Source organism: Nonomuraea sp. NPDC003560, from assembly GCF_042878785.1.
GTDB lineage: Bacteria > Actinomycetota > Actinomycetes > Streptosporangiales > Streptosporangiaceae > Nonomuraea.
Map to the genome: position 1 here is coordinate 1 of NZ_JBIAOF010000030.1, position 17525 is coordinate 17525.

The 17525-nt window shown below is 64.2% G+C and carries 16 protein-coding genes and 1 pseudogene; 11 read left to right on the top strand and 6 right to left on the bottom strand.

Annotated features, from left to right (window positions below):
- Positions 1–168: 168 nt before the first annotated feature.
- Positions 169–384 carry a hypothetical protein gene (locus ACFYUV_RS51265; RefSeq protein WP_387683405.1) on the top strand — a complete coding sequence of 72 codons (216 nt, stop codon included), beginning with the start codon at positions 169–171 and terminating at the stop codon, positions 382–384.
- A 321-nt stretch (positions 385–705) separates the two neighbouring features.
- Here ACFYUV_RS51265 and ACFYUV_RS51270 read toward each other — a convergent pair whose 3' ends face one another.
- Positions 706–1347, bottom strand: coding sequence for a response regulator (locus tag ACFYUV_RS51270; protein WP_387683407.1), 642 nt, complete (start codon positions 1345–1347; stop codon positions 706–708).
- Positions 1344–2723 (bottom strand): sensor histidine kinase, encoded by a 1380-nt coding sequence (locus tag ACFYUV_RS51275; RefSeq protein ID WP_387683409.1) that lies wholly within the window; start codon positions 2721–2723, stop codon positions 1344–1346. Before ACFYUV_RS51275 ends, ACFYUV_RS51270 begins: the two co-directional genes overlap by 4 nt.
- Positions 2724–2835: 112 nt before the next feature.
- On the opposite strand from ACFYUV_RS51275, the pseudogene ACFYUV_RS51280 reads away from it, so the two are divergent.
- The 3 genes and pseudogenes from ACFYUV_RS51280 to ACFYUV_RS51290 all read left to right on the top strand — a co-directional run.
- A pseudogene (locus ACFYUV_RS51280) lies at positions 2836–3489 on the top strand (ABC transporter ATP-binding protein); the annotation flags it as partial.
- Positions 3490–3563: 74 nt separating this feature from the next.
- Complete coding sequence (locus ACFYUV_RS51285) at positions 3564–4316, top strand: ABC transporter permease subunit (protein ID WP_387683411.1); 753 nt, start codon at positions 3564–3566, stop codon at positions 4314–4316.
- Positions 4313–5089: an ABC transporter permease subunit gene (locus ACFYUV_RS51290; RefSeq protein ID WP_387683413.1), complete on the top strand. Its 777-nt coding sequence runs from the start codon at positions 4313–4315 to the stop codon at positions 5087–5089. Before ACFYUV_RS51285 ends, ACFYUV_RS51290 begins: the two co-directional genes overlap by 4 nt.
- 100 nt (positions 5090–5189) lie before the next feature.
- Here ACFYUV_RS51290 and ACFYUV_RS51295 read toward each other — a convergent pair whose 3' ends face one another.
- The 3 genes from ACFYUV_RS51295 to ACFYUV_RS51305 form a co-directional block, all read right to left on the bottom strand.
- On the bottom strand, positions 5190–6875 hold the full coding sequence (locus tag ACFYUV_RS51295; protein ID WP_387683415.1) for a ribonuclease J: 1686 nt from the start codon (positions 6873–6875) through the stop codon (positions 5190–5192).
- Positions 6876–6929: 54 nt separating this feature from the next.
- Entirely contained in the window at positions 6930–7847 is a 918-nt protein-coding gene (gene dapA / locus ACFYUV_RS51300) for a 4-hydroxy-tetrahydrodipicolinate synthase (protein WP_387683417.1), read from the bottom strand.
- A 249-nt stretch (positions 7848–8096) separates the two neighbouring features.
- Positions 8097–8543, bottom strand: coding sequence for a GNAT family N-acetyltransferase (locus tag ACFYUV_RS51305; RefSeq protein ID WP_387683419.1), 447 nt, complete (start codon positions 8541–8543; stop codon positions 8097–8099).
- Between the two features lie 581 nt (positions 8544–9124).
- Here ACFYUV_RS51305 and ACFYUV_RS51310 point away from each other — a divergent pair.
- From ACFYUV_RS51310 to ACFYUV_RS51330, 5 genes are all read left to right on the top strand, one after another.
- A complete protein-coding gene (locus tag ACFYUV_RS51310; protein WP_352320788.1) occupies positions 9125–9841 on the top strand; it encodes a GntR family transcriptional regulator in 717 nt (238 codons plus the stop codon).
- Between the two features lie 575 nt (positions 9842–10416).
- Positions 10417–11163 (top strand): phosphotransferase family protein, encoded by a 747-nt coding sequence (locus tag ACFYUV_RS51315; protein ID WP_387683421.1) that lies wholly within the window; start codon positions 10417–10419, stop codon positions 11161–11163.
- 801 nt (positions 11164–11964) lie between these two features.
- Positions 11965–12621: a RadC family protein gene (locus ACFYUV_RS51320; protein WP_387683423.1), complete on the top strand. Its 657-nt coding sequence runs from the start codon at positions 11965–11967 to the stop codon at positions 12619–12621.
- A gap of 695 nt (positions 12622–13316) precedes the next feature.
- Positions 13317–13760, top strand: a complete 444-nt coding sequence (locus ACFYUV_RS51325; protein ID WP_387683425.1) for a transposase — start codon at positions 13317–13319, stop codon at positions 13758–13760.
- 940 nt (positions 13761–14700) lie between these two features.
- The gene (locus ACFYUV_RS51330) at positions 14701–15012 is read left to right on the top strand and encodes a hypothetical protein (RefSeq protein WP_387683427.1); all 312 of its coding nucleotides are present in this window, start codon (positions 14701–14703) and stop codon (positions 15010–15012) included.
- 779 nt (positions 15013–15791) lie between these two features.
- On the opposite strand, the gene ACFYUV_RS51335 is transcribed toward ACFYUV_RS51330, so the two are convergent.
- On the bottom strand, positions 15792–16091 hold the full coding sequence (locus tag ACFYUV_RS51335; protein WP_387683429.1) for a hypothetical protein: 300 nt from the start codon (positions 16089–16091) through the stop codon (positions 15792–15794).
- Between the two features lie 110 nt (positions 16092–16201).
- Between ACFYUV_RS51335 and ACFYUV_RS51340 the strand changes: the two genes are divergently transcribed.
- Positions 16202–16678, top strand: a complete 477-nt coding sequence (locus tag ACFYUV_RS51340) for a GntR family transcriptional regulator (RefSeq protein ID WP_387683431.1) — start codon at positions 16202–16204, stop codon at positions 16676–16678.
- 42 nt (positions 16679–16720) lie between these two features.
- A complete protein-coding gene (locus ACFYUV_RS51345; protein WP_358298379.1) occupies positions 16721–16963 on the top strand; it encodes a GntR family transcriptional regulator in 243 nt (80 codons plus the stop codon).
- The last annotated feature ends 562 nt before the right edge of the window (positions 16964–17525 follow it).

Sequence of the window (17525 nt, forward strand, 5' to 3'; positions counted from 1 at the left end):
CTGAACGCCTTCGCCATCACCTTCGAAGGCCGCCTGACCCCGACCACTCGATAACTAATCAAGATCGAGATACACCGTTATCTAGACAGACCCGCGTGGCTCGTGGGTGTGCCGAAGTTCATGCGCCAGCAAGGAACTTCGGGGAAGTTTGGACCGTCATCTCTCAATGTGAGCGATAAGGTGCAGAACGATCGGTTCCGGCATCTGCCGGAGCGGCCCGACCCGGCCACGTGGCGGTCCGGCGTGGACGAGGAGCCGCTGCCGCAGGTCATCCGCGAGCCGGCAGGGGCGGAAGACACCGGCCTGCGCTGGGTGGCGCCCGAACTGGAAGCGGCACGGCAGATCAGCGACGCGATCGTACGGCGCCGCAATTCCCGTGTCTGAACCGGACAAGGTGTAGCTCGTTCAATGACTGAAGCGATAAAGCCCCTGCTCGGTGACGGTCTCCTCCAGCCGGTCATGGGGCAGCGTCCCGGTCTGCGCGTCGGCGAGGTGTCCGATGAGCCAGTTGAGTGCGTTCTTCGCCTTCGCTAAGACGTCAGCTGATACCTGGGACCGCCTCCATACGACCGGCGACGCACGATCGCCCAATACGCACGGATCGGCTTCCCCAAGTCTCGACCCGGCCTTACGAAATCCGCCTCTTGTGAAGACCCCCTACGACCAGAGAAGCAATGAGCACTGGGCGATCCAGGCCCTCTTGCATCACCGCCTTGCAGAAACCAACCCGCTCTCGTACGCCGCGATGACCAACTGCGCTCTGTCACGAGCATCCAACTTCGCGAGCAAGCGGCCGATATGTGTCTTGACGGTGGCCAAGCTCAACTGCAAGTGATCAGCGATCTCCCCATTGGACAGCCCACGAGCGATCAACAGCAGCACTTCCCTCTCGCGCTCCGTCACCCTGTCCAACCCCTGTGGCCGCTGCGCCACAGGGGTCTTCGTGAACTCCTCGATCAAGCGTCGCGTCACCGTTGGCGCCAGCAAAGCCTCGCCGCTCGCAACCACACGAACAGCAGCGAGCAGGTCGGCAGGCGGCGTGTCCTTAAGGAGAAATCCACTCGCACCGGCCCGGAGCGCGTCGTAGACATACGCATCCAGGTCGAACATCGTCACCACAAGAACCCGAGAGACATCCCCGATACGCCGAGTCGCCTCGATGCCATCCATGTGCGGCATGCGAACATCCATCAACACCACATCGGGTCGATGCTCCAAGACGACTGCCACTGCTTCAGCACCGGTTGACGCCTCGCCCACCACTGTCATGTCAGGCTCGGAGTCGACCAGCATCGTGAAGCTCCCCCTGAGCAGAGCTTGATCGTCAGCAACGACCACCTTGATCACGACACCTCCTGATACGGCAGACGCGCGAAGACACGAAACCCTCGTCGAGGGAGACTCGCCGCTTCAAAGACTCCGCCGTACATCATGACCCGCTCCCGCATCCCGATCAGTCCGTGGCCGGAGCCGTCCCCGGGCGACACCCGTCTTCCTGGGCCCTCGTCAACCACCTCGATCCGCACCTCGCCCCCGTCCGTCACGACAGAGACCTGACAGCGAGTCGGTGAGGCATGCTTGACCACGTTCGTGAGCGCCTCCTGCACGATGCGATACACGGACAGCTCGACGCCATCGGGCAACCGTCTTGCCTGCGCCGCACCCCCGCCTCGTCGTTCCCCCTCTTCATTCGCGGCGACGACTCCTCCGAACAAGCCTTCATCCGGCACACGGTCACCAGTCCACGGCGTGGCCTGTTCCCCATCAAGAGGCCCACCTACTTCGCCAAGCCCCGTTCTTGGCCGTCCCCGTGGCGTGCTTTCAGCCTGACTCCGCAGACCTGGGCTTTCCTGGCCGGCTTCATCTGCACCGATCCGGAGATCAAGCTCGATCTCGACCCCAGCTTGCCTGGCCTGCTCCACCAAACCCTCCAGGCCCGCGATACCCGGAACGGGAACAAGATCTGGCAGTTGGGTCGAACGGAGCATGCCTAGAAGATGGCGCATCTCCACCAGAGCACTCCGGCTGGCGGTCTCGATCACACGCAAGGCGTCGTGTGCTTCTTCAGGCCTGTTCGCCAGCACATGATTGGCCACGCCTGCCTTGACCGCGATCAATCCCACGCTGTGGGTCACGACGTCGTGCAGTTCCCGCGCGATGCGTAACCGTTCCTGTGTCACTGCATGCTCGGCCATTCGCTCGGCCTCACGAGCGGCGTACAACCTGCGTTCCCGGACAGCCCGACCGATGGTCCACGCTCCGCCGAGCGCCGCGATGCCGACCAGGGGTTGATCGATGTGCACCAGCCAAGCTGGCGTGCCCCCGCGCGGCGCGCCGCCTGCGACCACCAGCCCGAAGACACTGATCATGCTGACCACACCGATGGCCGAGGACGGCAGCACGGCCCCGAACCTGTCGGACATCGCCACGATATAGATCGCATAAGCCGGTGCGATGCAGGCGTACCCCACCACGTCAACTGCGACTGCGAAGACGGCGAGCGTCAGGGTGAAGCAGAAGACGGGCACAGGCCACAGCCTTCGTACCGCCAAAGGCAGGCCCAGCCCGCACGGGAGGGCTATCTTCAACCACGGCGGCATCCCAGGCGCGGTGACCGCTGCTGTGACGAACACGAACGCAAACCCCAGCCCCGCAGCCAGATCGAGCACGATCAGCTGACCGCGGCTCCAACGCCTGGCGAAGAAGGGATGGTTCTCGTTCACGCGTTGAACGGTAGCCTCTCGCCGGGCCGAGCACGTCAGCCCAGGGTCTGACCTTCAAGTTCGAACCGTGGTCTGATGCGCCGCCGGCCCGGCATGCCGCATCTTCTTCAGCGTGATCGAACTTCAGCACCTCACCAAGCGCTACGACGACACGGTCGCCGTGAATGATCTGTCTTTCAAGGTCGAGCCGGGCCATGTGACGGGTTTCCTCGGCCCCAACGGCGCCGGCAAATCCACCACGCTCCGCCTGATTCTTGGCCTGGACGCGCCGACCTCCGGCCAAGCTCTGATCGGGGGCCGACGATACACCTCCTTGCGCAGGCCCATGTTCGAGGTGGGGGCGCTGCTCGACGCGAGTGCGGTCCATGGCGGGCGCAGCGCCTTCAACCATCTGCTCTGCCTGGCCGCCACCAACGGCATCGGCGCCACACGCGTGGCCGAGGTGCTTGAGCTGGTCGGATTGACGAGTGTGGCACGAAAACGCGTGGCCGGCTTCTCCCTCGGTATGAAGCAGCGACTCGGCATTGCCGCTGCGCTGCTCGGCGATCCTGGTGTGCTGCTGTTCGACGAGCCCGTCAACGGCCTCGATCCCGACGGGGTGCGCTGGATCCGCGACCTGATGCGGTCACTGGCTGCCGAGGGCAGGACCGTTCTGCTCTCCAGTCACTTGATGAGCGAGATGGCGGTGACCGCTGAACGCATCGTGATCCTGGGCCGGGGGCGGCTGGTCGCGCACTCCACGGTCAACGAGCTGACCGCACGCTATCCCTCGCTGGAGGACGCCTACATGGCTCTGACGGCGAGCAGCGTCCAGTTCGGAGCAGCGAGATGAGGGCGGCCATGCTGGCCGAATGGCTGAAGCTCCGGTCAGTGACTTCCACCTGGCACGTAATGAGCGCGGCGGCTCTCATGGCGGTGCTGGGCGCGGTCTGGACACTCTACGTCAGCGACCTCGCCGAAGATCGAGGGACGCTGCAGGCAGCCGCACCGGAACAAGCATTCCTGCCCCTCCTTCAGATGAGCCTCACCGTGCTCGGCGTGCTGGCGGTCACGGCCGAATACGCGACAGGGATGATTCGCACCAGTCTTACCGTCGTCCCGCGGCGCAGCACCTTATTTCTGGCCAAGGCCGTCGTCGTCGGTCTGGCCACGTTGACAGCGGCTCACGTCATCCTTCTGGTCACCTATTCGGCGAGCCGTCTGATCGCCCGCGACCACCGGCTGGGCTTCAACGAGACTTCGCTGGCCGACGACGTGCCGATGCTCTTGGCCGCGGCGATCTCGGTGATTGCGCTGGCTCTGGTGGGGCTCGGCCTGGGCATGGCCACGCGGTCGACGGCTGGCGCGCTCATCTCGGTCGTGGCCTTGCTGTTCGTCCTGCCCGGTGTCGTCGTTTACCTACCTGCGCCGTGGAACACTCGTGCCGCGTCACTGCTGCTGCCGAACCTGGTTCCCCAACTGGTCGGCGATCGCCTGTCGTCCCGACTTGGTGACGGCCTTCTTCCGCCTTGGGCCGCGCTGCTGGTCCTCCTGGCATATCCGGTAATCATGCTCGTTGCCGGTTTCATCTCGCTCAAGCGGAGGGACGTATGAGTGTTCTCGCCTCGGAGTGGCTGAAGGTCCGTTCGGTCCGCTCTTCCTATCTCATCGTCGGCATCAGTCTCGGCACGATCCTTCTGGGCCTTGCCTTGGCCTCCATGGCAGCCGGCATGTACGACGACGCCCCCGTGGAGCAGCGTCCGACCGCCCGGATAGCGGATCTGGAGGAGGTTCTGGTGATCGTCCCGCAGCTTTGCATGGGCGTCCTGGGCACATTGGCCGTCACATCTGAGTACGCCACCGGCTTGATCAGGACGAGTCTGACGGTCGTCCCCCGTAGATGGCCGCTTCTCGCTGCTAAGACCGCCGTGGTCGGCGTATTGAGTCTGGTCATTGGCCCGATAGCGGTGTTCGGGACGTATTTCGTCTCGCGTTGGGTGCTTGGCGACCGATTCTCCGGCGCATATCTGACCTCGTTCGCGGACAAGCTTCCGTTCCTGCTCGTCACCAGTTCCACAGTGGTCGTGTTCGCGCTGCTCGGCTTGGGATTGGGCGCGCTTCTGCGTTCCGCCACCGGTGCGATCGCCTTGTTGGTGGGTCTGGTCTACGTCATTCCGATAATCGTGGGCAACATCCCAGAGCCCTGGAGTGAACGGCTGGGCTCGATCATGATCGGTGCACTTCCCCGCGAGATCACCGGCGACATCATCACCACGTCGGTGTACGGGTCACTTCTGTCTCCGCCTCTGGCCGCCACCGTGCTGGTGTTGTACGCGGTTCTTCCCCTGCTGGCCGCCATCTGGCTCATACGCAGGAGGGACGCTTGAAATGCCCGCTCCATGGACCTTGTTGCGATGCACCCTCTGCCGTCTCGTTCCACAACTGCGGGTACGGCAGGCTCAGGTGCCTGCCGTACCGCTCAGTGGCTCAGACTTCGAGCACAACGGGAATGATCATGGGTCGGCGACGGTAAGTGTCGCTGACCCAACGGCCGACCGTGCGGCGCACGACCCGGCGGATCTCCTGCATGTCGACCACGCCGTCCGCGGCCTTGTCCTGAAGAGCTCTTTCGATCTGCGGAATGAACTCCTCGAACTGCGCCGGATCAATGCCGGAGCCTCGTGCGTGGATCTCGGGGCCGGCGGTGAGCTTGCCGGTGGCGGAGTCGACCACGACGACCACCGAGATGAACCCCTCGTCGCCGAGAATCCTACGGTCCTTCAGCGAGGTGTCGGTGATCTCGCCCACCGAGGTGCCGTCGACATAGACGTACCCGGCGTGAACCGCTCCCACGATCTTCGCTCTGCCGTCGACCAGGTCCACCACGACGCCGTCCTCGGCGATCACGATGTGGTCGTCGGGAACGCCGGTGAGCGCGGCGAGCTTGGCGTGCGCCCGCAGGTGCCGCCATTCGCCGTGAACCGGCATGAAGTTCGAGGGGCGAGTCAGGTTGAGGACATAGAGCAGCTCGCCCGCAGCCGCGTGACCGGAGACGTGCACCTTCGCGTTGCCCTTGTGCACGACACGAGCGCCCCACCTGGTGAGCCCATTGATCACCTTGTTGACCGCGGTCTCGTTCCCCGGCACCAGCGACGACGCCAGCAACACGGTGTCACCCTCGGCGATGCGGATCGGATGATCGCGATTGGCCATCCGCGACAGCGCCGCCATGGGCTCGCCCTGCGATCCGGTGCAGACGAGCACCACATCCTCCGGCGGCCACTGCTCGATGTCGCGCGAGTCGACGATCAACTCCGGCGGAACCTTGAGGTAGCCCAGATCACGGGCCACCCCCATGTTCCGGACCATCGACCGGCCCACCAGGGCCACCTTGCGGCCGTGCCTGGCCGCGGCATCCATCACCTGCTGGATGCGGTGCACGTGCGAGGCGAAGCTCGCCACGATCACGCGCTGCTCGGAGGTGCGGATCACCTCGTCGATGACCGGCCCGATCTCCCGCTCGCTGGTGACGAAGCCCGGCACCTCGGCGTTGGTGGAGTCCGACATCAGCAGGTCGACGCCCTCGGTGCCGAGCCTGGCGAAGCCGCCGAGGTCGGTGAGCCGGCCGTCGCTCGGCAACTGGTCCATGCGGAAGTCGCCGGTGTGCAGGACGATGCCGGCGGGCGTCCTGATCGCCACGGCCAGCGCGTCGGGGATCGAGTGGTTCACCGCGAGGAACTCGCAGTCGAAGGGCCCGAAGATGTGCCGTTCGCCCTCGACGACCTCGACCTTGGTCGGCTGGATCCGGTGTTCCGTCAGCTTGGCCTCGATCAGGGCCAAGGTGAGTCTGGATCCGATGAGCGGAATGTTGCGCCGCTCGCGCAGAAGGTAAGGCACCGCCCCGATGTGGTCCTCGTGGGCGTGGGTCAGTACGACGGCTTCGATGTCGTCGAGCCTGTCCCTGATGTATTCGAAGTCGGGCAGGATCAGATCGACGCCCGGCTGATCGGGCTCGGGGAACAGCACCCCGCAGTCGACGATCAGCAGCCGGCCGTCGTATTCGAAGACGGCCATGTTCCGGCCGATCTCCCCCAACCCGCCGAGCGCGACGATGCGCAGGCCACCGTAAGGCAGCTCCGGCGGGGGGCCAAGCTCAGGATGCGGATGGCTCATGCCCGGCCCCCATGGTCAAATCGTGTTCTCAAAACTCCCGGTTCCTCCCCGTTCCTATGCGTCTGTCAACTTCACCCCGCCGGCCACCAGGCAAGCACGCAGCTCGGCGATTTGCTTCTCTGTCGCGGCCACGAGCGGCAGACGTACCGGTCCCACCGGCACACCCACCAAGCTCAGCGCCGCCTTTGCCATGATCGCGCCACCGGCCTTCAGCATGATCCCGTCTACTACAGGGGCCACCTGGCCGTGTACCTCCAGCGCTTGCTTCACGTCACCGCTCCTGTGCAACTCGATCATGCGAGCCAGTTCGGAGCCCACGACATGTCCGACGACGCTGACGAACCCTGCGGCGCCGAGGGACAGCCAGGCGAGATTGAGCAGGTCGTCGCCGGAGTAGAAGACGAGATCGGTCGCCGTCATGACCTGGCTGGCGGCGAACAGATCGCCCTTTGCGTCCTTCACGGCCACGATGCGGTCGTGCTGCGCCAGGCGGATCAACGTCTCGGTCTTGATCGGCACGCCGCTGCGCCCAGGGATGTCGTAGAGCATCACCGGGAGCTCGGTGGCGTCGGCCACGAGGGTGAAGTGCTGATAGAGCCCCTCCTGCGGGGGCTTGCTGTAGTAGGGAGTCACCACCAGCAGCCCGTGGGCGCCTACCTCCGCTGCCTGCTTCGCGAGCTTGACGGTGTGGCGCGTGTCATTCGTGCCCACCCCCGCCACTACGGCGGCGCGGTCGCCAACGGCCTCCAGGACGGCGCTGACGATCCGTCGCTTCTCATCGTCCGAGGTGGTGGGCGACTCGCCTGTCGTCCCATTGACGATCAGGCCGTCGTTGCGCTGCTCGTCCACCAGGTAGGTGGCCAGGCGTCGTACGCCTTCGTAGTCGACGTCGCCGTCAGAGGTGAACGGCGTGACCATCGCGGTCAGCATGCGACCGAAGGGCGCTTCGGCGGTTCCAGTTGGCGATGCCATAGTGCGAACGCTACCTGGATTCGGAAAAACGTTGGACGTCGCCACCCCGCTTTGCCTGCCCGACGGAGCCATTTGCCCTCATTCGCAGGCATTTGGAGGAGCAAGGTGACAGGGACGACCGCATGGGGTAACCCGATCTACTTCGCTCGCGATCACCTCGCCGGCAGCCGAGTCCCCATCATATCCGCCCACGCCCACCTTGCCCTGGGCGGGGCCGAAGAACGAAGATCAGCCACCACCCGGCGCCCCCTACCGGGACAGTTCGATCTGGTACCTGATGAAACCTCTGTTCTCGGCCACCTTGTCATAGAGGCGGCGCGCGGTGCTGTTGGATTCGTGGGTGTTCCAGTAGACACGGGAGCAGCCGCCATCCCGAGCCCAGTCCGCAACAGCCTCGATCAGTTTGCGTCCCACTCCCTTGCCTCGGACATCGGGAGCGGTGAACAGATCCTGGAGGTAGCAGACGTCGGCGTCAGGGGCCGAGGTGCTGGCATGGACCAGGAAGTGGGTGATGCCGACGAGCCGCCCGTCCAGTCTCGCGCCGAAGGCGTGCATCCGAGTGTCTGCCTGGAACTCCTGCCAGGCCCGTCCATACATCTCGTCGGGTTCGACTCTCTGGTAAAAGTCGATGTACGCCCGGAACAAGCTCTCCCACGCATCCCGGTCGGACGGCATGAGCCTGCCAATGCTGATCACGTGGTCTCCTTACAGGCACGGCCTCAGACAGCCAAGCCAAGGAATGGACCGGGCCGACAACCAAGACGAAGGCGGAGCTCACAACCTAGGGAGAAGGTGGCCCTCTACGACACGGCCACTTCTTCGGGATACCAGAAGACCACTCTTCCTGAGCCGACCACAGCCCAGGGGTATGCGGCGAAATCCCGCCGCTCTCACCAGGCATCAATCCAGAGAGGCACTCCAACGCTCAGCGCTCCGCTGTTGCGCGTCCCCCGCCGTCCATCCGGCAAGTTGGGTGGGACATGCCAGGAAAAGACAGGAAGCGGAGCTCAACGTACTGAATGAGCTGCGCAAGCACGCCTCGACGGCCGCACCTGAGGGCACGCATTGGAAGAGGCCGCCGATATGTGCTCGGGGGTACACACATCGACGACCTCTACCGGAGAATCGGTGTCCCTTACATCAGCGTTACAGGGTTTCTCCGATAATTTTGCGCCATCGCAAAGTTGGGGCTCCAGCAGTCATCGATGACGGTCGGTTACCTGTCGAATACGGCAACATGGGGCAACGCCTCACACGAACCCCCCAGGGATGGACTAGTGGCCACCTCAGATCCGGTCTACCTGCGTGTCGTCGAAGACATCCGGCGGCAGATCCTCGACGGCACCCTCCCCCCAGGCGCGCCCATTCCCTCACGGGCGCAACTGACCCGTAAGTATCAGGTCGGTGAGACCGCTGCCCGTCACGCTCTACGCGTCCTTGCGGGCGAGGGTCTCATCATCGGCCGTGTTGGTTCAGGCCATTACGTCAGGGATCGTCCAAATTTGACCCCCTTGCATCGATGGCGCTTCCTGGACCACCCCGCGCCGTTCGCGTCCGACCTGCAGTCCCAAGGCAGGCGGGTGACGTGGGATTGGCACAGCGAACCGGCCGACGCCAGCCCCGACATCGCCAGACGTCTACGCATCGACGAACATTCCACGCTGACCAGAACGCACTACGTCTTTCGCGGCGACGGCAAGCCGATCCAACTTGTCACCGCCTACGAGCCGATGGCGTTCGTCGCCCACACTGAGGAGGAACGCCGTAGCTTGGTCGCGAGAATGTACGCGCATGGCATAAAGATCACCGAGGTCGTCGAGAGCATCCACACCCGGGTGCCCCAACCGGCCGAGAGCGATGCGCTCGATCTGGCGGCAGGGGTTCACGTTCTGCATGTCGAACGTACGCACTGGGCCGGCGAACGTCCTGTCGAAACCAGCGACATCGTCATCCCGGGCGATCGCTTCAGAGTGATGTACAGCATGCCCGTCTGACCGGTTCAGGGCTCCGGGTGGCGCCGCACCTCGCCGCCTGGAGCCTCACGTACCGACACAAAGGCCCCCTGGGAAGCGACACCTCAAGGACCCGAAGGACCGCAGGCCGGATCGCCATCCGCCTACTAATCGGCCGCAGGGCGCGGTAAGACTCGCCCTGCCCCATCGCCTTCGCGGAGCCCCACATGGGGACTACGCGCCATGAGGCTTCGATGTTCAGGTACTCGGTCGCCTCACAACGAACCCTCATCTGGCCGCGAATCACCTCCGGCTTTGGCGTGAGGATCGCATCAGACCACGTCAAGAGCCCGCTGCAACCTGAGCCGCGAATTATGAGTCTCGCCTGCTTGTGATCAGCATTGGTGACGGGCCTCCGCGCCACTGCACAGGCTCACTGTTCGTAGATCAAGTCCGGCGATCCGTCGTTGACGGCGGCCCGCGCCTGCGGGCGAGGAACGCCTCACTGCTTGAGCCGTCAGTGGTCGGTGTCCTGCACAGCCCCGGGCAGTGGGACGCGATCAGCCGCGCAGGCGCACCCGAATAACCTGGCGACGTCGGTGGTCATCGTCGCGATAATGGCCGACGTGGAGCAGATCGAGGTCGTCGTCGCGCATAAGGAGCGCGCGACCCTGCGTGCCGGGGACGTGTTTCTGAAGATCGACGCCGACCAGACGCGCACTGACGTCGAGGTCGAAGCCATGGCCATGGCGCCGATCCCGACGCCGGAGGTTCTGTGGCGCAAACCGCCCGTACTCGCGCTCGCCGCTGTTCGAGGGACGGCACTCGGTCGCCTGGGCGAGCCGTCCGTCGCGTCGCCGGCGGCATGGGCCGCAGTGGGGGCCGCCGTGCGGATGCTGCACGACGCGCCCCTGCCACCATGGCCTGGTCAGAGCTTGGACGCGGTCACATCGCGTCTCGACGCCGAATGCGAGTGGCTCGTCACAAATGGCGTCCTTTCGACAGATCTGGTCACGCGCAATCGCGAGGTTGCCGCGGCTGCGCTCCGGCCGTGGAAACCGGTGTTCGCGCACGGCGATCTTCAGATCACGCACGTGTTCGTCGAAGGCGACGAGGTCACCGGCGTGATCGACTGGTCCGAGGCGGGCCAGGGCGATGCGCTGTTCGACCTCGCCATCTTGACGCTCGGACATGAGGACCGCCTGGGCGACCTGATCGCCGGTTACGGGGCCGATGTCGACCTCGACGTGATCCGCGGGTGGTGGTCCTCGCGAAGCTTGCTGGCGATCAGATGGTTGATCGAGCACGGCTTCGACCCGTTTGCGCCAGGCTGCGAGGTCGACGTGCTGAAAGCCCGGATGTGAGCTGGACGAGCTGACGGCCAGGAGCGCCGTTCCGCCGCGTCGAGTGAGGCGTATCCGCAACTGCGTCGTCTTCCTGGCCGACGATGTGATGGCCTCGATGACCGCTAGGAGGCGGTCAACGACATTGGGCTGCCGAAGCACGACTCGAGGCGACGATACGCCTCAACTGTCGAAAGCATGGGTCGCAAACATGCCGCGATGAAGCCTCGGGGTGGTTGGTATGGCTCGTGCTCGGCGGGATCTCCGAATCGACGCCAATGAGGCTCAATGCCTCGTATCGGAATTAGCGCGATAATCACCGCTTCGGCTAGCGCGTCTTCAACGAAGCCATCAATACAGTCCCTGGAACCACGGGCTTGGGTGACAGAAGTCCGGATACCGGATCGATTTCTTCTGCATAGATTCTAATGTCCGAGCATTCTGTCACTTTTTCGGGCGAACACGAGCGGTCGAGAGCAAGCGATAGATCGTAAGTGTCGCTGCCGGGCGCCCCGGTCGAGCGCCTAGAGCACCCACCGGCGCCAACGGTCCCAGCATCGACGCTGGCCAGCCGCGCGTTCCAGCTGGCGACCATGCGGTGGCTGGAGAACAGCTCTCTCATCATGCCGCGCAAGATCACTCGCTTGCTGGTTTGATGCGCGTCACGGCATTGCGAAGACGGTCATTCTTCGCATTCATGGATCGCGGTTTCGATCAATGTAGCTCAAGCGGGATATATCCGCCCACTGCGTCCTTATCGGCCTGGATATCAGAGCCCGAGATTGTCGGCCCTCGTTGATAGAACGGGTGCGGAGGTTGCGAATGCGAGTCAAAGATCTGCGCGAGCGCGATCGGCCGCGAGAAAGGCTCATGTCGAGCGGCGCGGCGGCGCTTGCCGACCGGGAGTTGCTGGCCGTTCTGCTCGGCTCCGGCTTCCGCGGGGCGAGCGCGCTGGAACTGGCCAGTCAAGTCATCGAACACTGCGGCGATCTCGATGCGCTCGGGCGCGCTGATCCGCACCGGCTGCTCAGACTGCGAGGCATAGGGCCGGCCAAAGCCGCGCGCGTAGCGGCTGCCTTTCATCTCGTACGGCGTGCGGCGTCGGAACCTGCGCGGATGCGCATCGCCAGCACATCCGACCTGGCGAAGGTCTGCGCCCCCTTACTGCGTGGCCTCGGGCATGAACGCTTCGTCGTGGTGGTGTGCGATACGCGCGGTGGTGTGCTGAAACGTTCGGTGCTGACAGAGGGTGGCGCCGATCACACGACGATGCCCGTGCGGGAGACGATCTCCCTTGTGCTCACCACCGGTGGCGCCATGTTCGGCGTCGCCCATAATCACCCTGGAGGCTCTCTCGATCCCAGCGAGGCCGATCTGGAAGTCACGGCCCGCCTCGCCGAAGCCGCCCGGACAGTGGGGCTGCGTCTCCTCGACCATCTCATCATCACGGATGCGGCTTGGAGGCGGATCTCCATGTGAATCATTTCATCCAGAACCTCGGCGGACGTATTAACGTGTGGCGCCCAAAAGCCCCTTCCTCAGGAAGCATCGAACAGGAGAAACGGATGAGGCGCCCATGAGAGCCTAATGGCGCGAGTTGAGGCCGTAATGGACGTCGGTCGGCCAACACACTCATCCAGACGTGGTCCCGCACATCCGGGAGAGCACGGGACCACGTTCTCCCTTCTTGCGAATAGATTTCGTGGAGAGAGGTCGCCGGCAAGAACGGACCGCGGCTCCTGAATCCTTCGATCGCTGGCAGCACACGGAAGCCTGCACCCGTCCGTCCGTCCATCCGCCAAGGAAGCCTGACGGGTGGCGCCGGGACAGATCGCATGTCCGAGGCTCGCTTGGCTACTCAAAGGACATGGGCCGGATTGTCCATCATCTCTAAAATGGTGACTGTTCGGGTTACAGGTTACTGTTGAGCGCAAGACGGTAGTCATGAGGAAAGTCGTTGATGGCCGACGTCCTCGTCACAGGTGCTCGAGAATTTTGGCCAATCCTTGCCGATCTGCTGCGCCGGCCATGACGGAGAAGGCACACTGGTTCCTGCGGCCATTGCAAGCCTCCTTCACCCCTTGAATCGTTGCTATTCGAAGGAGCTTGCGATGGCCGTCCTTATTGTCCTGGTGACGAGGGTGAGAGCAGAAAGCAGCCGAGGATAGGGATCAATGCGCCATACGGACCTGACGAATGCGGAGTGGGAACGGCTGGTGCCGTTGCTGCCTGACGGCGACGTTGGACGCCGGCGGCACGGAGACCAGCGAAGGCTGATCAACGGGGTGCTGTACCAGGCGCGAACCGGGTCGCCTTGGCGCAGCCTCCCGGATCGGTTCGGATGCTGGATCACGGTCTACAAACGGCAGCGCCGCTGGGCGGCGGATGGGACCTGGGGGTGTCTGCTCAGGGATGTGCAGGCCGCGCAAGGCATCGGCAGGCACCTGAACGGGGATGTTGTGGTGCATCCTGGCGCTGTCGTGACTTACGACATCGGGCCGTCGGCTGGGGCTGCTCGCGAGGCGGGGTCCGGATCGGTACCGCGGAGAGATCCGGTGTTGGCGAGCTTGGAACTCCGGCTGACCGAGGTGATCAAGATGGGGAAACGCAAGGGGTGACGTGAGGGCGTTGGTGCCGGCAGGCGCCTGTTGGTTGTCTGGGGAGGGTGCCTGCCGTCCCGACTTGCTCGGCTGCGTGATCAAGGGGCGGTGGGAGACTCGGCGAGGTGCTTCCCGTGGGATCCATTGGGCCCACGGGCAAGCATCAAGCGTCCGGTCGATCATCGCCTACCTCCGCTCGGGGGTCACTGGTGTCGGTGAGCGAGCTTGTTCAGTTGCTGACAGGTCGCGCCAATGCGGACAAGAGGCGCGTCGAGTGCGGTGGCGGCCTGGGCGCCTCGGTCGTGGCTTTGGGCGCCGAGCGGCACGGGGGGCCGCACTCGACGAGGTGACGGGAAGTCTCGTGACGTCGTGGTCGACGGTCACTCTGTGCGCAACATAGTGATCACGAATGTTGTGTGTAGCAGTCGGGGCGAGACCCAGCTTCCGCTTGCTGCGGTCGCTTGTTATCAACGGCTCGCCTGTACGTCGGGAGGTGGGCCAGTCAGCAGGGTGTGATGCCCACGCATTTAGCCAATTCTGTGGCCCCTGTTTCGGGAGGCTGCTATCTCATATCCAACTATATGCCAGGCAATGGCAGGACATGACGGTGCTCCGTCCGCACTTCTGCGTGCTTCCACAGGCGGGCTAGCGAGGCTGAACGATGGCGGACCATCGATCTGGCTGCTCATTTAAGCGCTCGGGCCTGACTGCGGCCCTTTGCCGGGGGCGAAGGTAGATTGATTCACCTTATCTAGGTGGTCTTATTTCCCCCGACAAGGCGGGCGAAGGGGGACGTTCACCGAAAAAGCGTGGGTGGATGGAGGAAGAAAACCACTCCGGGGCGCTTGTCGGGGATCGCTTCAGGCCGGGACGTCTTGCCAATATGTGCTCGCAGCAAGTGGGGGTCAACCGCTGCAGGTGGGCTCCCTCGTCGTCCACTGGTAAGGGGTAGGGGTACGTGAACGTTGAGGTGGAGATCCTCGATCTACAACTCCGTCTGCAGGCGCTGGAGGCTCGCTCGTGCACGGGTGAGCGTGATGCGGTGTTGGCAGGGCTGGCTACGGCAAGGGCGGAGATCGTCGAGGTTCGCTCAGGGGTCGGTCGGGACTTTGAGATCCTCAACTTCGAGATCGCGCGCCTTCGCGAACGGTTCGACGAGAGCTGCAGGGCCAGCCTGGCGGAGACGTTGACGATGCTTGAGGGGCTACGGTTCCAGCTCGATGATCTCGGACTCAGACTGGATCGCCTGTTGGCGAAAGATGATGCCTGAGCGGCCTTGAGCCCCCGGTCTGGGTCGGGGGCTCTTTGTTGGGGTCGCTCGACTGCTCCAACATTTGATGGCGATGATGCTGAAGGTCGTCTTCAGAGCTCGCTTGGACCGGATCGGCCAGGAGAGGCGTCGGGAAATGGTGACGGCCATCCCGTACTCCTTCTAGGGCCTTGTCCGAGAACGAAGGAGCCAACGTGATGGCCGCGAGGAACAGTGTGCCGTCTTCGAGATGGCGTGCAAAGACGTTTTGGAACTGTGGCTCCTACTTCTCTCTTCTCGGCCTGGCTTCGGGCGGAATGCCAACGTGTCCCTCTTAGTCGGGAATATCGGGCTTGAGTGACAGCTCGTTGGCGAATTGCAGTACAGCGACCGGGCCGTTGAACGCTGCCCAGGATGGCGCATGAATATCTTCAAGGGGCAAAGGGTCTCGGCAAGCCCTGGTGTGCAACTGCAAGCTTGTAGAGGTGCCGCCATCGTCGTTGGCCGGCGCTGCCGGCCACTCAGACGACCGCACGTAAGTAGACAGTGTTCGCGTCGCGAGACAAATAGGTCCGCGGGGCCTACGCAGGGCTGCAGAGCCGCGCTTGAGCGGCACAGGGAGCTTTAGGGGGTGCGTTCGAGCGGGAGGGCTGGTTTTGTCAGGCTCTCCCGATAGGTTGCCTCAGGTGGGCGAACAACGCGGGGTTCGTGCTGTTGCAGGTAGCGGCTCAGGGGGCGGGGGTTTCTCTACGGCCTAGAGGATGAGCCGAAGGTGAGTGCTGGTCTGGTAGGTGCCCGGGCTATCGGGCGTTGCCGGCCAGCAGACAGTCCCAGAGCAGCTGGGCTCTGAGGGCGGAGCCCCGGAAGGTCTCCTCCAGGATCGGGATGCTGCCGTTCTTGCGGGCTCGGCGGATGAAGCGCTGCCCTCCGATTTGGCAGAGCTCGTAGATCATGGGCGCGCAGTGACAGGTGTATGCCCGGACCCGTACGCGTTCGTAGGGGGAGCGGGTGGGATACCAGCGGATGGCTGTGCGGCCTGGGCGGGGTTCGGGGAGGTGGATGCCGATGCAAGGTTCGTATTCCAGGGAGAGTACGGCCATGATCGGAGAATACGTCTGGTTGTATCCGCTCGTCTATTCGGAAAGATGACTCTGTCTGAACAGGCAGGAGGATATGGGAGGGCTCGTACACCTTCGTCTATGTTGCCGGTGTGCTGGACTACGACGGCGACACCCACATCTACGTACAGATCGCGGAGATCCTTCGACAGCGGGTCGAGGGGCTCGCGTCTGGGCATCCCGTGCCGAGCGAGGCCGACATTCAGCACGAGTTCGGGGTCGCCCGGACGACGGCCCGCCGGGCCATCCACGTGTTGCGCGAGGAAGGGCTCATCTACACGGTCCAGGGCGAGGGAACCTTCGTCGGCGCGCCTGATGAAGCACCGCGTAAGCAGCGGAAAGTGCCGCTCTATCGGCAGATCGCTTCCGATATGGCCAAGCAGATCAGGGCGGGGCACTTCCAGCCCAAGCGGGCGATCCCGGGTGAGACAGCGTTGGTGCAGCAGTACGACGTGGCGCGGGAGACGGTGCGGCGGGCCATGGCGTTGTTGCGGGAGCAAGGGTGGATCTACACCGTGCCGCAGCGTGGGAGTTACGTGTCGCCGGAAGAGTCGTGGCCCCAGGATTGAGATTCACTCATCTGCTTGTATCCAGACGTCTAAGGTATGAGCATGCTCGACCGAGACGGCCCTGTGCCGATCTATGTGCAGATTGCCGAGATGATCGAGGGCCAGATTCTGAGAGGTGAGCTGCTGGCCGGCGAGGCGGTGATGAGCGAGCTGGCCATGGAGGCCGAGTTCGACGTGGCGCGGTCAACCGTCCGGAACGTGGTGCGGGAGCTGCGTCGGCGGCAGCTCGTGCACACGGTGGCGGGGAAGGGGACGTTCGTCGGAGGCGCCATGGATGGGGTGTAAGACGACGGCACAGGGGACGACGGCACAGGGGACGACGGCACAGGGGACGACGGCACAGGGGACGACGGCACAGGGGACGACGGCACAGGGGACGACGGAGGCGGAAGTATGCGGGAGTCGGGTGGGGCGGTTCGCTGAGGGCGTCGGTGCGGGAGTGACGGCGGCGCGGGGTGGATCGCCTCTGTGACAGGGCTTGAGTCCGGGGGCCTGCGAATGCCTGCCTGGCGGGAGGCGGACGCTCAGCGGGGAGGGATGCCTGGCCGGGAGTGGATGCTCGGCCAAGGGGGGATGCTCGCCCCACTGATGGATGCTTGGCCGGGAGTGGATGCTTGGCCGAGGGGCGTGGTCGGGGTCTGGATATAGGCGGTTGATGGGCGCGCTCCCCCAAGCGTGGGTTGAGGGGCGGTGCGGTTGGAGGTGGTTGTTCGGGGGCTGGTTGTGGTTGGGGGTTGGTGTTTTGGGCGCGGGGGCTAGGAGCTGTTTCTTAGATCAGGTCCGGAGCCAGATGACCAGGGCGGCCAGGGTGACGGTGCCGAGGAAGACGTAGGCGCGCTTGTCGTAG

What these genes read in the sequence shown, in the direction of transcription:
- ACFYUV_RS51335 (WP_387683429.1), bottom strand. Translation starts at nt 16,091, where the DNA reads ATGGCCGTACTCTCCCTGGAATACGAACCTTGCATCGGCATCCACCTC.
- ACFYUV_RS51320 (WP_387683423.1), top strand. Translation starts at nt 11,965, where the DNA reads ATGCGAGTCAAAGATCTGCGCGAGCGCGATCGGCCGCGAGAAAGGCTC.
- dapA (WP_387683417.1), bottom strand. Translation starts at nt 7,847, where the DNA reads ATGGCATCGCCAACTGGAACCGCCGAAGCGCCCTTCGGTCGCATGCTG.
- ACFYUV_RS51345 (WP_358298379.1), top strand. Translation starts at nt 16,721, where the DNA reads ATGCTCGACCGAGACGGCCCTGTGCCGATCTATGTGCAGATTGCCGAG.
- ACFYUV_RS51315 (WP_387683421.1), top strand. Translation starts at nt 10,417, where the DNA reads ATGGCCGACGTGGAGCAGATCGAGGTCGTCGTCGCGCATAAGGAGCGC.
- ACFYUV_RS51285 (WP_387683411.1), top strand. Translation starts at nt 3,564, where the DNA reads ATGCTGGCCGAATGGCTGAAGCTCCGGTCAGTGACTTCCACCTGGCAC.
- ACFYUV_RS51325 (WP_387683425.1), top strand. Translation starts at nt 13,317, where the DNA reads ATGCGCCATACGGACCTGACGAATGCGGAGTGGGAACGGCTGGTGCCG.
- ACFYUV_RS51290 (WP_387683413.1), top strand. Translation starts at nt 4,313, where the DNA reads ATGAGTGTTCTCGCCTCGGAGTGGCTGAAGGTCCGTTCGGTCCGCTCT.
- ACFYUV_RS51295 (WP_387683415.1), bottom strand. Translation starts at nt 6,875, where the DNA reads ATGAGCCATCCGCATCCTGAGCTTGGCCCCCCGCCGGAGCTGCCTTAC.